General features: G+C 70.1%; 11 protein-coding genes. 4 read left to right on the top strand and 7 right to left on the bottom strand.

Annotation, left to right across the window (positions count from 1 at the left end):
* Positions 1 to 18 precede the first annotated feature (18 nt).
* From OG738_RS38080 to OG738_RS38070, 3 genes are all read right to left on the bottom strand, one after another.
* Positions 19 to 1,521 carry an MFS transporter gene (locus OG738_RS38080; protein WP_329048320.1) on the bottom strand — a complete coding sequence of 501 codons (1,503 nt, stop codon included), beginning with the start codon at positions 1,519 to 1,521 and terminating at the stop codon, positions 19 to 21.
* A 223-nt stretch (positions 1,522 to 1,744) separates the two neighbouring features.
* Positions 1,745 to 1,894 carry a hypothetical protein gene (locus OG738_RS38075; protein ID WP_329048318.1) on the bottom strand — a complete coding sequence of 50 codons (150 nt, stop codon included), beginning with the start codon at positions 1,892 to 1,894 and terminating at the stop codon, positions 1,745 to 1,747.
* A 69-nt stretch (positions 1,895 to 1,963) separates the two neighbouring features.
* The gene (locus tag OG738_RS38070) at positions 1,964 to 2,734 is read right to left on the bottom strand and encodes an MBL fold metallo-hydrolase (RefSeq protein WP_329048316.1); all 771 of its coding nucleotides are present in this window, start codon (positions 2,732 to 2,734) and stop codon (positions 1,964 to 1,966) included.
* 196 nt (positions 2,735 to 2,930) lie between these two features.
* Here OG738_RS38070 and OG738_RS38065 point away from each other — a divergent pair, with 196 nt between their 5' ends.
* A complete protein-coding gene (locus OG738_RS38065) occupies positions 2,931 to 3,608 on the top strand; it encodes a hypothetical protein (protein ID WP_329048314.1) in 678 nt (225 codons plus the stop codon).
* 170 nt (positions 3,609 to 3,778) lie between these two features.
* Here OG738_RS38065 and OG738_RS38060 read toward each other — a convergent pair whose 3' ends face one another.
* Positions 3,779 to 5,713: a potassium transporter Kup gene (locus OG738_RS38060; RefSeq protein ID WP_329048313.1), complete on the bottom strand. Its 1,935-nt coding sequence runs from the start codon at positions 5,711 to 5,713 to the stop codon at positions 3,779 to 3,781.
* A gap of 403 nt (positions 5,714 to 6,116) precedes the next feature.
* Here OG738_RS38060 and OG738_RS38055 point away from each other — a divergent pair, with 403 nt between their 5' ends.
* Complete coding sequence (locus tag OG738_RS38055; protein ID WP_329048311.1) at positions 6,117 to 6,908, top strand: class I SAM-dependent methyltransferase; 792 nt, start codon at positions 6,117 to 6,119, stop codon at positions 6,906 to 6,908.
* 102 nt (positions 6,909 to 7,010) lie between these two features.
* Here the strand turns inward: OG738_RS38055 and OG738_RS38050 are convergent, their stop codons facing one another.
* Positions 7,011 to 8,498, bottom strand: a complete 1,488-nt coding sequence (locus OG738_RS38050; RefSeq protein ID WP_329048309.1) for an LCP family protein — start codon at positions 8,496 to 8,498, stop codon at positions 7,011 to 7,013.
* Between the two features lie 250 nt (positions 8,499 to 8,748).
* Here OG738_RS38050 and OG738_RS38045 point away from each other — a divergent pair, with 250 nt between their 5' ends.
* Both OG738_RS38045 and OG738_RS38040 read left to right on the top strand, forming a co-directional pair.
* A complete protein-coding gene (locus OG738_RS38045) occupies positions 8,749 to 9,552 on the top strand; it encodes a COG4705 family protein (protein ID WP_329048308.1) in 804 nt (267 codons plus the stop codon).
* Positions 9,553 to 9,725: 173 nt separating this feature from the next.
* Positions 9,726 to 10,268 carry a hypothetical protein gene (locus OG738_RS38040; protein ID WP_329048307.1) on the top strand — a complete coding sequence of 181 codons (543 nt, stop codon included), beginning with the start codon at positions 9,726 to 9,728 and terminating at the stop codon, positions 10,266 to 10,268.
* Positions 10,269 to 10,343: 75 nt separating this feature from the next.
* Here OG738_RS38040 and OG738_RS38035 read toward each other — a convergent pair whose 3' ends face one another.
* Together OG738_RS38035 and OG738_RS38030 are read right to left on the bottom strand one after the other, a co-directional pair.
* Positions 10,344 to 11,012: a response regulator gene (locus OG738_RS38035; RefSeq protein ID WP_329048306.1), complete on the bottom strand. Its 669-nt coding sequence runs from the start codon at positions 11,010 to 11,012 to the stop codon at positions 10,344 to 10,346.
* On the bottom strand, positions 11,009 to 12,595 hold the full coding sequence (locus OG738_RS38030; protein ID WP_329048305.1) for a sensor histidine kinase: 1,587 nt from the start codon (positions 12,593 to 12,595) through the stop codon (positions 11,009 to 11,011). Before OG738_RS38030 ends, OG738_RS38035 begins: the two co-directional genes overlap by 4 nt.
* Positions 12,596 to 12,631: the final 36 nt, after the last annotated feature.

The raw sequence follows: 12,631 nt of genomic DNA, 5'->3' as shown, positions 1-12,631 counted from the left end.
CAAGAGCGCTGAGCGGGCTCAGGTGGAGAACGGCGAAGACGCGCCTTCCGCGCGGGTGCGGCCGCGGCGGCCGGTCGCCGCCAGCGGCTGGGCGATCTCTTCCAGGGACTTGCCTTCGGCGTCGACGGCGAGGAAGCGGGCGATCAGCCCGCCCGCGATCATCACGGCCGCGCCGAGCAGGTAGCCGAGGAACAGCCGGACGGGGTGGTCCCCGGTGCCGATCAGAGCGCCGTAGAAGACCGGGCCCAGCGCGCCGAAGCACTGCGCGATCGCGAAGAACACCGCGATCGCCTTGGCCCGCACCTCCAGCGGGAAGATCTCGCTGACGGTCAGGTAGCCCGCGCTGGCGCCGGCGGAGGCGAAGAAGAAGATCACGCACCACGCGATCGTCTGCGTGATCGCGTTGAGGGAACCGGCGTAGAACAGCACCGCCGTGATGGCGAGCAGTACGCCGGAAACGAGGTACGTACCCGAGAGCATCGTCCGGCGGCCGAGCGTGTCGAAGAGGTGGCCGATGGTGAACGGGCCGACCAGGTTGCCGACCGCGAACGCGATCAGGTAGATCGGTGTGGCCGCCGACGGCACCCCGTAGAACTTGCCGAGCACGAGGGTGTAGGTGAAGAAGATCGCGTTGTACAGGAACGACTGGCTGATCATCAACGAAGCGCCCAGGATCGCGCGGGACGGGTACTCGCGGAACAGCACCCGAGCCAGCGCCACGTACCCGATCTGCTCGGCCGGAGTCACCTCGATCGCCTTGCTCCGGTCGACCGGAGGCAGACTGCGGCCGGCCTGCTCCACCTCGTGCTCGATCTGCTTGATCGACGCCTCGGCGGCGTGTTCCCGGCCGTGCATGATCTGCCAGCGCGGGCTTTCCGGCAGGTGCCGCCGCACGAGCAGGATCACCACCCCGAGCACCGGGCCGATCAGGAAGCCCAGCCGCCACCCCAGCGACACGCTGATCTGGTTGAGCAGGATGTACGTCCCGATCGTGCCCAGCACGGCGCCGGCCCAGTACGTGCCGTTGACCGCGATGTCGACCCGGCCCCGGTAGCGGGCCGGGATCAGCTCGTCGATGGCGGAGTTGATCGCGGCGTACTCGCCGCCGATGCCCATGCCGGCGACGAACCGGGTGACGTAGAGGAAGGCGACCCAGCCCGCGCCGTTGCCCAGCGTCGCCGCGGTCAGGCCGCTGCCGAGGAGGTAGACCGCGAGGGTGAGCATGAAGAGGTTCCGCCGGCCCAGTTTGTCGGACAGGTTGCCGAAGAACAGGGCGCCGACCACCTCGCCGGCCAGGTAGATCGTCGCCAGCAGCCCCGCCGCCGCCGACGACAGGTGCAGCGTCTCGGGCTTGGTCAGGGTGTCGGCGACCGCGCTGGCCACCGTGATCTCCAGACCGTCGAGGATCCACGCCACCCCGAGCGCGACGACCATCCGGGTGTGGAACCGCGACCAGGGCAGCCGGTCGATGCGGGCCGGGATCAGCGTCCGGACCGGTGCTGACGCGGGTGTCGCGGCCATGACAACCTCCTGGGGAACGACCTGGCCCGCACGGCTTCCCCCGGCCGTCGTCGGTGAAACCCGCGCCGGGCGACGGTTGCCGAAGCTAGACCTCCGCGGCCGCCGGTGCCGGCAGGTAACCGTGCACGCCTTCGTCGTCGATTCACCGGCTCGACGCGGCCACCGTGGGATCGGACCACCTGGGCGTTCGTCCCCTTCGCTTCCGGGTGGGCGTTCCGTGCGGTCAGTCCGGGGGCTCGGCCTCCGGCGTGGCGGTGGGGCGGCGGGGCTCGTCGTCGAGGAACTGCGCGGCGTCGACGTCGAGGTCCGGTGGTTCGGGGGTGCCGGGCGAGCGGGGCGGGTCCGGACTGAGGAAGCGGTCGTCTTCGGTCATGCCGTGCCTCTCTCCGGTGCTGCGGAACCGGCGGATAGCCACCGGCGCGGCCGCGAAACCCGCGCGAAGTCACAACGACAGGAATTCGCCGCGCTGCACCAGCTGCACCCGGGTGGGCGGGCGGCGGACCCGGACCTCCTCGAGGAAGTTGGACACGGGGGAGTGGAACAGGCCGTAGTCGTCGAAGTGGACGGGGACGGCGCGGCGTGGTTCCAGCAGGTTCAGCAGGTCGACGCCGCCGCGGTGGTCGAGGGTGACGAGCACGCCGAAGGCCCGGGTGCCGCCGAGGTGCACCACCGCGAGGTCGAGGTCGGGGAAGCGGCCGCGGATGGTGCGGAGTTCGTCGTGCAGCACCGTGTCCCCGCTGAGGTAGATCCGCAGCGGGTCGGCCTCGGGCGTGGCGTGGTACTCCAGGACGCTGCCCATCACCGGCGGGAGCAGCCGCCGCATCGGCCCGGGGGCGTGCCGGGCGGGGACGGCCGTCACGGTCAGCCGCGCGTCCCCGTCGGTGAAGGTCTCGCGCGACCACGTCGACAGCGGCACCGGTGCCTGGAAGCCGCGCCGGAGCAGGCGGGTCGCCGCGTGCTCGGTGGTGAGGACGGGGGTGTCCTTGGGCAGTTCCCGGGCTGCGATCCGGTCGAAGTGGTCGCCGTGGAAGTGGGACAGCACGATCGCGGTCAGCGGTGGCAGCTCGGCCGGTTGCAGCGCGGGTTCGGTGCGCCGCCGGGAAAACAGGCCCTGGCCGAAGTACGACCACTGGCCGCGGTGCAGGAAGTTCGGGTCGGTCAGCAGCGTGAACGGGCCCAGCCGGAGCACCGTGGTCGCGGTCCCGACGAACATCAGGGAGTTGCCGCCGGGAGTTTCGAACGGGGCATCGCAGGTCCTTTCGCCGGGCAGGTGGTCCGTCGGCTACCCGGCTGGACCCCGGCTATGCGCGGTGTTCGTCGTGGCGGTCCGGCTTCGCGACAGCCGTCTGGAGCAGGGTTGACCTCGCGCCCGGCGGGTAGTCACCCGCGGAAAGCGGGAGGAGAACCGGATGGGTTTCGGGCGGGACAGAGCCGGCACGGTGGTGACGCTGGGCTTCCGGGGACTGGCGGCCCTGCGGCGGGCGCGTGCGTTCCACCCCGACGGGCTCCTGGTCCACGGCGAGCTCCAGGGGATCGCGGACGACCTGCCGTGGCCGTCGGAGCCCGTTGCGGTGCTCGCCCGCCTGTCGAAGGGGGCCGGTACCCCGGGACGGCTCCCGGACGCGCTGGGACTGGCGGTCCGGGTGCCCGGCCCCGGCTCCACCCCGTGGGACATCACGCTGACCACCGCCGGGCACGGGCACGTGGGCCGGATGCTGCCCCGGCCGGCCACGACGTGGACCCGCGGCGGGTTCAGCAGCCTGGCGCCCTACCGCTGGGGTGACCGGCTGGTCTGGCTGGGCGCGTGGGCGGATCCGTCGTCGCCGCGGGTGCCGGGGGCGCTCGCCGACCTCGGGCCGGCGCTGACCGCGGGACCGTTGCGGTTCGTGCTGCGGACCGGCCGGGAGGACGGGCGCTGGTGTGACAGCGCAGTGCTGACGGTGCGGGAGGTCGCGGCCGACGCCTCGCGACCGGCGTTCGATCCCATGGTCAACCATCCGGTGGGCTGGGAGCTGTGCCCCCGGTGGCTGACCGGGTTGCGGGAACGGGCCTACGCCGGGAGCCGGGCCGGGCGCGGCACGTCGTGAGGCGACCGGATCTTGCGGATGTGGTTCGGATTCCGCCCACCGGACATTGCCGGAGAGCCGCTGCGGAATTCCGTGGGCGGGGCCATCACCTGACGGGCACGATCCCTTCGCTGGTGCGGGCAGCCCTCATCCGACTGGCGCCCCGCGGCGAAGGCGTTCACCAAGGAAGGTTACAGCTCGATCGTGGTCCCCATCACGACCGTGCGGTCGACCGGCAGCCGGAACGCGGCCGCCTGGGAGGCGGCGTTGTGCGCCAGGCCGATGAACAGCCGCTTCTGCCACCGGGGCATGCCGCCGGGCGGCCCCTGCTCGATGGTGATCTTGGACAGGAAGTAGAACGCGTTGTCCAGGTCGGTCTCGAGTTCGGTGGTGAGCATGAACGCGTCGCGCAGCGCAGCGGGGATGTTCGCGTCGTCGTGGAAGCCGAACCGGACCGACAGGTGCACGATGCCGTCGTGGGCGTGGGACAGGGAGTCGACGGCGAGGCGCTCGTTGCGGGACACGTGCGGCACGTTCTCGAAGACCACGGAGACGATCACGACGTGTTCGTGCACGACGCCGTTGAATTCGGCGTTGGCGCGCAACGCCAGCGGCACGGTCTCCTTCGTCGGGTGCGGGAACACCGCGGTGCCCGGCATCCGCGTGGGCGGGTCGTCGCGCAGCTGGTCGACGAAGTCCGACAGCCTGCCTTCGGTTTCGGTGCGCCGGGCGGTGACGAGGCGACGCCCGCGCTGCCACACCAGCATGGTCGTGACGGCCACCCCGCCCAGCAGCAGCGGCAGCCAGCCGCCGTGCACGACCTTGGTCAGGTTGGCGGCGAAGAAGGTCAGCTCGACGCCGCCGAAGACCACGGCCACCAGCACCAGCCGCCACCACGGCCACTGCCACACAGCGCCGGCGAGGATCAGGAACAGCGCGGTGGTCAGCAGCAGCGTGCCGGTGACGGCCACCCCGTAGGCGGTGGCCAGCGAAGCCGAGGAGCCGAATGTGACCATGAGGACGAGCACGGCGCCCATCAGCAGCCAGTTCACCCCGGGGACGTAGATCTGACCGCTCTCCTCCGCGGAGGTGTGCCGGACGGTCAGGTGCGGCAGGAAGCCCAGCCGGATCGCCTGCCGGGTCACGGAGAACGCGCCGGAGATGACCGCCTGGGACGCGATCACGGTGGCGAAGGTCGCCAGCACGACCATCGGGATCTGCGCCCAGCTCGGGACGAGCAGGTAGAACGGGTTGCGCACTGCGTCAGGCTGTCCCAGGATCAGGGCCCCCTGGCCGAGATAGTTCAGCGTCAGCGCGGGGAACACGACGGCGAACCAGGCTCGCCGGATCGGTGAGCGGCCGAAGTGCCCCATGTCGGCGTACAGCGCCTCTGCGCCGGTGATCGCCAGCACCACGGCGCCCATCGCGATGAACGCGACGTACGGGTGCTCGAACACGAAGCCGACGGCATAGGTGGGGGAGAGGCTCCGCAGGATCCCCGGGCGCTGGAGGACGTGCGGCAGGCCGAGCAGCGCCAGCGTCAGGAACCACAGCAGCATCACGGGCCCGAACAGCCGGCCCACCCGGTGGGTGCCGAACCGCTGCGCGAGGAACAGCACGATGAGGATGACCGCGCCGATGGGCAGGATGGCGTCGCGGATGCTGGGAGCGACGACGTCGATGCCCTCGACCGCGGACAGCACGGAGATGGCGGGCGTGATGACGCTGTCGCCGAAGAACAGCGACGCGCCCACCACCCCCAACAGCGTCGCGAGCCCGACCAGCCGCGCCCGGCCGGGGACCCGCCGCCGGATGAGCGCGGCCAGCGCCAGGATGCCGCCCTCGCCGTCGTTGTCGGCGCGCATCACGAAGAGCACGTACTTCACCGACACGACGAGCAGGATCGACCAGAAAACCAGCGACAGCACGCCGTAGACGTCGCCGGGCACCGGCCGCACCGCGCCGTTGTCGATCGAGAACACGGTTTGCAGCGCGTACAGCGGGCTGGTGCCGATGTCCCCGAACACCACCCCGAGCGCCCCCAGGGCCAGCGTCACCGCCGCGGGCCGCGGCGGGCGCCCGGTGCCGCGCGGGGACGGCTTGGGTTCGTTCTGCTCAGCGCTCACCCCGGTCAGTGTGCCCGCTCCGTCTGCGGGTGCTGCGCAGACACCGCCGTGGGACCGGCATTGTTCACCTGAGCGCGGTCAAGTGATGTCCACGGCAAGGTGGCCCGCGGACGGGCGGAGGTCATCGGAGTGGCCGGCGACGTAGTGTTCGGCCCTTCAGACACTGTCGCCGGTCCTGGATGTCCGTGAAAGCCAATCGAACGGGATACCGAAGCACGTCATCGGCTCTCCTCGAACTGGCGCCGGCGGTCGCAGACGCGGGCAATGGCCGATCCTCGGGTTGTCCATCCTGAGAGGACGCTGAGCGTGCACAAGAGTCTCGACGGCCGAATGCCGCGACACAGGTCGATCTGCACCTTATGATGCCCACCTCCACCTCGGCGACGAGAGGAACCCTCCCGCAATGCAGGCATCCTGGCGGGACCGGCTGCTGCGACCGGTCCGGGTACGGCTGATGAACATGGTGGCGGACGCCGTCGCGCCGCTGCTGGCGCAGCAGGAACAGCAGTTCGCCGAATTGCGTGCGGAGACAAGACGGGTCTACGACCGGCTCATCGAGTTCGAAATCCGCACGCGCCGCGACATCGTCTATGCCGCCGACCGGCAGGCCACTCTCGAATCGGCCGAATTCGTCCGCGCCAACATGCCCACGGCACCGCGGTTCGACGATCCACACCGGACTCTCGAACACGCGCTCTCGCTCGCTCCCACCGGCGGAATGGCGCTCGAATTCGGCGTCTACACCGGCTCGACCTTGAAGATCATCGCCGCCGCGCGGACCTCCGGCGGCGTCTACGGCTTCGACGCCTTCCAGGGCCTGCCCGAAGACTGGCGCATCGACTTCCCGGCGGGCACGTTCAGCGTCGACGGCCGGCCGGACGTCGCCGGAGCCGAACTGGTCGTCGGCTGGTTCGCCGACACCCTGCCCGAGTTCCTCGCCCGCCATCCTGAACCGGTCGACTTCATCCACGTCGACGCGGACCTCTACAGCTCCGCGAAGACGGTACTGGACCTGGTCGGCCCGCGCCTGCGACCTGGCTCCGTGCTCGTGTTCGACGAGTTCTTCAATTTCCCGGGCTGGCAAGAGCACGAGTGCCGGGCGCTGCAGGAATACGTCGAGCGCACCGGCGTTTCCGTCAGCTACGAGGGATACTGCTACGCCAACGAGCAGGTCATCGTCCGGATCACCCGATAGCCCTCGGCCAACCTCGCCGTGACCGCACCCGCAGCACTGCGCGCTCACTCTGCGCACCGCGTACCTGACTCGCGCGAGCCGTCGGCCGGTTCGGGCAGCCGTTCAGTTGACGCAGGCCAGCCCGTCGGCGGTGATCGACGCGTCGCCGGTCGGCGGCGCGGTCTGGATGGCGGGTGCGGTGCCCGAGGTGCCCGCGGCAGCGTGGTAGTCCGTGCCGAGCACCACGCGGACGTGGCCGCGGGCGAGGCTCGGATCGGCCGCGATCCCGACACCGTTCCCGAGGTAGTCCGCGACCTGCCGCGCGGCGGCCTGCTCGCCGGTTGCGTAGTCGACGACCGAGGTGCGCCGCGTGACGGTGTTGGCCACGCTGCCCGCCTTGAAACCCAGCCCGGCGATGCTCTGAGACACGGACGCGGCCAGGCCGTTGGCACCGCTCGCGTTGCGGACGTCGACGGTGACGGCCGGATCGCCCTTCCGGCTGCCCGCGCCGGAATTCACCTGTGCCGGCGGCGACGCTGTCGCGCTTGCGGGTGCAGCCTCACCGGCGGCGTTGATCGCCGTCTTGATCGCCGACTGGACCTCCTGCGGGTTGACCTCGACCGCCTCGCCGTCGCCGATGGTCTTCAGGGCGACGTTGCCCACCGGGATCGTCTTGAACACGATCCGGCCGGAGCTCATGTTCCGCATCTGCTGGGCGAACCCGAGCACGTCCCAGCCCTGGTCCAGGGTGACCGTCTTCTTGATCGCGTCGATCAGGGTGGTCAGCTTGGTGGGATCGGCCAGTGTCCCGCCCGACAGCACGGTCCTGGCCAGGCTCGCCATGAAGACCTGCTGACGCTTGACGCGATCCAGGTCGCCGCCGGGTAGCCCGTGGCGCTGCCGGACGAAGCTGAGCGCCTCCTTTCCGGAGACGGTCTGGGGACCGGCGGGAAAGTCCGCGCCGGAGAAGGGGTCCCGCGTCGCCTGCTTGAGACATACCGGGACGCCTCCGATCGCCTGGCTGATGGCGTAGAAGCCGACCAGGTTGACCGACGCGAAATGGGTGAACGTCAGCCCGGTCAGCTGCTGGACTGTCTCGATCGCGTTCTTGGCCCCCGCCTGCGCGGCGCGGACGTTCAGCTGAGCGCCGCTCACGCCTTGCGCGCGCAGCGAATTCGCCGCGGCGACCTGCGCGTAGGTGTACGCGGAGTTGATCTTGTGCTTGCCGAACCCGCCGGCCAGCTGGACGTAGGAGTCGCGCGGGATCGAGAACGCGGTTGCTCCCCCGCCGCCCGCCGGGATGTGGACCACGATCATCGTGTCCGTGTTGTCCCCGCCGTCACTCGCGCCGCCCGCGTGCAGCTGGTCGAGCAGATCCTGCGGGAGCGGGTTGCCCTCGGCGTCGGTCCGGGTGTCGAGCCCGACCAGCAGGATGTTCTGCTCGTCGGCAGGGCTGGTGGCGGCCTTCCCGTGGTCGATGACGTCCGCGGTGGTCACGCCGGTCTCGAGCTGCGACCAGGTCAGCCCGGCCAGCCCCAGTACCGCGACGGAGCCCAGCGCCACCACGACCTTGCCGGCGCGCAGGGCCCGGCCGCCTGATCGGTCGTGCACGAGGACGAACTCCTTACGGTCCAAGAGACCGCCCCAGAATCCTCCTTCTCACGTATAGCAAGCGTGAGAGCGTACCGGCTTCCCGCACTGGGTAACCGCACGGTTAGCGCAGCGGCCTCAGCAGGCAAACAACCGTGGCCGACGGGCAAATTCATTCGCATGAAAGGATCCGGCAAACTCGGCAAATGGTGAAATAGGGAAACTCTCGGGTCGTGGATCGGCCGATGTGGCCGTGTGCCAGGATTCCGCCATGACAACTGGGCAGCTCCGGCTCGACGATTCCCCGGCGGCACCGCGCCGGGTGGCCGCCAAGGTTCCGGAAGTGACGGTGTACTTCTGGATCGTCAAGGTCCTCACCACGGGCATGGGCGAGACCACATCGGACTTCCTGGCCCACCTGATGGACCCGGTGATCGCCGTCGGTATCGCCGGTGCGGGTCTGGTGATCGCGCTGGTCGCGCAGTTCCGGGCCCGGGCCTACGTCGCCTGGTTGTATTGGCTGGCTGTCGTGCTGGTGAGTGTCTTCGGCACCATGGCGGCCGATGTCCTGCATGTCGGTTTCGGTATTCCTTACGCCGTTTCAACGGTGTTCTTCGCTGTCGCGCTGGCCGCGGTTTTCGGGGTCTGGTATGCGACCGAGAAGACGCTGGCGATCCACAGCATCACCACGTTCCGCCGGGAACTGTTCTACTGGCTCGCGGTCGTCACCACCTTCGCGCTCGGCACGGCGGCGGGCGACCTCACGGCGACGACGCTGCACCTGGGGTATCTCGGCTCGGGGATGGCCTTCGCGGTGCTGATCGCCCTGCCGCCGCTGGCGCGTCGATGGCTCGGGCTGAACGCCGTCTTCGCTTTCTGGTTCGCCTACGTCCTGACCCGCCCGCTGGGCGCGTCGTTCGCGGACTGGATGGGCGTCCCCGCCGGCCGCGGCGGACTCGACCTCGGCACCGGGCCGGTCAGTCTCGCTCTGCTGGTCGCGATTCTCGCGTTCGTCGGGTATCTCTCGGTCACCCGTAGGGACGTCACGCGCCTCGGCGCGGGTGAAACTCGCTGACGTGCACGTCACCTCGTCAAGCGTTGTGGTGGATCCGGGAAAACCCCGATGGCACGGTCTCTTCGGCGTCGCATACTGGACCGGTGGGCGCCGGAGCCGGGGCAGGACGGTCGTTCGGCCGCCGACCCGTCTCGCAATGGGGGAGTGACATGCGACGTATCCGATCAGTGCCGGTGTTCGCGGTGCTGCCGGCGGTGATGCTGGGGCTGTGCGTCTCGTCGGCGGACGGCGCCTCGTCCGGGAAGGTCACCACTGGCCGGCCGCCCGATTCGGGCAGCGCCGTGAACTTGGTCGACTACACCGACAACGACGGCGCGGCGTCGACTGTGGTCCTGACCGGAGGGATCGGCGATTTCGGTGCGGCAGTGAGCGTCGACGCGAACGGTGCGGTCAGTCCCGATCACGACGGTGGCCTCGAACTGACGCTGTCGCAGGGATCTTTCCGGCTCGACGTGGTCGAACTCGATCGCCATGTCGCCGCCGTGATGAGCACTTTTCCGCCCGACCGCACCACTTGTTCCGGCACCGTGAGCGCGACCGCGCCGACGCCGATCGTGGCGGGCTCGGGCACCGGCGCGTATCGGGGGATCAAGGGCACGTTCACGCTGACCGTCACGATCGCCGAGGTCGACGCGAGGGCGAACTGCGGGCCGGGGAGCGCGTTTCTGGACCAGATCATCGTCACGGCTGGGTCCGGCACCGTTTCGCGGGCCTAGGCGCCCGGCGGTCCCGTTGGTGATTGCGGCCGTGCCGTTGGCAATGCCTTCGATCGGCCACTGAGGTGCACGTTGTCAGGTTGTGGCGTGGTACCGGTGTTCGGGCCGGCCGGCCGTGCCGTAGTTGAGGGACAGGTCTGCCAGGCCGCGGCGGACCAGGTCCGCGAGGTAGCGTTGTGCGGTTGCCCGGCTGATGCCCAGGCGCTCGGCGACGCCGGTGGCCGACAGGGGTTCGACCGACTCTCGTACGGTGGTGAGGACTTGGGCCATTGTGGTCGGCAGCCGCCGTTCGCCGGCGCGTTTGGCGGGGCCGCGCAGGAGTCCGTAGAGCGCGTCGACGGTCTCTTGGTTGGCGACGTCTGCTTCGCTGAGCCCGTCTCGGAGGCGCTGGTAGGCGGTCAGTTCTTCGCGTAGCTGTGCGAAGCCGAACGGCTTCACGAGGTAGTAGACCGCGCCCAGGCGGATGGCGCGGCGCACGCTGTCGATGTCGCGGGCCGCGGTGATCACGATGAAGTCGGGTTGATGATGATCTCCGCGCAGTCCGCTGATGAGATCCAGGCCGTTGCCGTCGGGCAGGTAGAGGTCGAGCAGCAGCAGGTCGGGGTGCGTCGTGCGGACCATCGCTCGCGCCTCGGCGAGGGAGTGGGCTTCGCCGACGGGGACGAACGGTTCGATCCGGCGGATGCTCGAGGCGTGTGCCTTCGCGATCCGGTAGTCGTCGTCGACGATCAGGGTCCTGATCATGCCCGGACCGCCGGCCGGGTGGTGGGCAGGCAGGTCGTGAAGGCGCCGCCGGGCCCGGGAGTGCAGGTGATCGTGCCGCCCAGCCGGGTCACCAGCCGGTGCACGAGCGCCAGGCCGAGGCCGCGGCGTACCCCGGCCCGCGCCGGTTTGGTGGTGTAGCCGTCGGCGAACACGCGTTCGGTGTCGTCGGCGGCGATTCCGGGACCGCTGTCGGTGACGTCGATCGTGATGACGTCGGCATCGTCTCGCAGCCGTACGGTGATGTGCCGCGGCGCGGGCGACTCGGCCACCGCGTCCAGCGCGTTGTCGACGAGGTTGCCGACGATCGTGAGGAGTGCCCGGGGATCGGGTCCGGGGTCTTCCAGCCGGGAGTCCGCGGTCACGGTGAGCAGGATGTCCCGTTCGGCCGCGATGGTGATCTTCGCGAGCAGCAGCGCGGCCAGCGCGGCCGGGGTGAGCTGGGCCCGCAGCTGTTCGGCCTGGCTCGTGCTGGTGGTGGTGAGCTCGTCCAGATAGGACATCGCTTCCTCGTGCTCGCCCATGCCGACCAGTACGGACAATACGTGCAGCCGGTTGGAGAACTCGTGCTGCTGCGCGCGCAGCGCGTCGGTCAGCCCGGTGACGCTGTCGAGTTCGCGGAGCAGGCCTTCCAGCTCGGTGCGGTCTCGCAAGGTCACCACGGAACCGACGTCCCGCCCGCCGAGCCGGACCGGCATCCGGTTGACCATCAGCAGGAACTCGTCGGTCAGCACGACCTGGTCGGCTCCGGCGTCGGTGCCGGCGAGCACGTCGTGCAACCTGCCGTCGGGCAGCAGGTCGTCGAGGGTGACGCCGATCGTGGCGTGCCGGAGCTTCAGCAGCCGCCGGGCCTCGTCGTTGATCATGCTCAGCCGCCCGTGCGGGTCGAAGGCGACGACCCCTTCCCGGATGCCGTGCAGCATGGCCTCCCGTTCCTGCAGCAGCCCGGCCAGGTCGTCCAGTTCCAGGCCGAACGTCATGCGCTTGAGCCGGCGCGCCAGGAAGAGCGACACCACGACCCCGACGGCGAGGGCGCCGCCGGTGTAGAGACCCAGCAGCGGGATCTCCGACCACAGCCGGCGTGACACGGTGCTCTCCAGGATTCCGACGGAGACCGCGCCGAGCAGTGTGCCGTCCGCGGCGCGCATGGGGGCTTTGCCGTTGGCGGACGGGCCGAGGGTGCCTTCGTCGATGCCGACGTGGGTCTGCCCGTCCAGCGCGCCTGCCGGGTTGTCGAGGAGTTGCCCGATGAGCGCCGGGTTGGGGTGGGAATGGCGGATGCCGGCGCGGTCGACCACCACGACGTAGGCGGCGTCGTCGGCGGCGCGCACCTGCTCGGCCAGCCGGGCGACGACGTGGCCGGGGTCGCCGGCGGCCATCGCGGTGCGGACACTCTCGTCGGCGGCGACCGCCTGGGCGATCGCGAGCGCCTCGTGCTCGGTGTCCTCGTCGAGGAAGCGGCCGCTGAGCCGGGTGTAGAGGCCGAAACCGAGGCTCATCGTGATGACCAGGATGGCGAGCACGTAGGTGAGGATCAGGGACGACAGCGTGTGGGGTCGGCGCACCGCGGTTCCTCTCCGTGACCCCCGGTTGGTTCAGGT

The organism is Amycolatopsis sp. NBC_01488, assembly GCF_036227105.1.
Classification (GTDB): Bacteria; Actinomycetota; Actinomycetes; order Mycobacteriales; family Pseudonocardiaceae; genus Amycolatopsis.
The sequence above is the reverse complement of the archived record's forward strand: the minus strand, read 5'-3'. Positions and strand labels throughout refer to the sequence as shown.

Excerpts from the sequence above, each read along its gene's own strand:
- OG738_RS38045 (WP_329048308.1), top strand. The coding sequence starts at position 8,749 with ATGACAACTGGGCAGCTCCGGCTCGACGATTCCCCGGCGGCACCGCGC.
- OG738_RS38070 (WP_329048316.1), bottom strand. The coding sequence starts at position 2,734 with ATGTTCGTCGGGACCGCGACCACGGTGCTCCGGCTGGGCCCGTTCACG.
- OG738_RS38065 (WP_329048314.1), top strand. The coding sequence starts at position 2,931 with ATGGGTTTCGGGCGGGACAGAGCCGGCACGGTGGTGACGCTGGGCTTC.
- OG738_RS38055 (WP_329048311.1), top strand. The coding sequence starts at position 6,117 with ATGCAGGCATCCTGGCGGGACCGGCTGCTGCGACCGGTCCGGGTACGG.
- OG738_RS38035 (WP_329048306.1), bottom strand. The coding sequence starts at position 11,012 with ATGATCAGGACCCTGATCGTCGACGACGACTACCGGATCGCGAAGGCA.
- OG738_RS38075 (WP_329048318.1), bottom strand. The coding sequence starts at position 1,894 with ATGACCGAAGACGACCGCTTCCTCAGTCCGGACCCGCCCCGCTCGCCC.
- OG738_RS38080 (WP_329048320.1), bottom strand. The coding sequence starts at position 1,521 with ATGGCCGCGACACCCGCGTCAGCACCGGTCCGGACGCTGATCCCGGCC.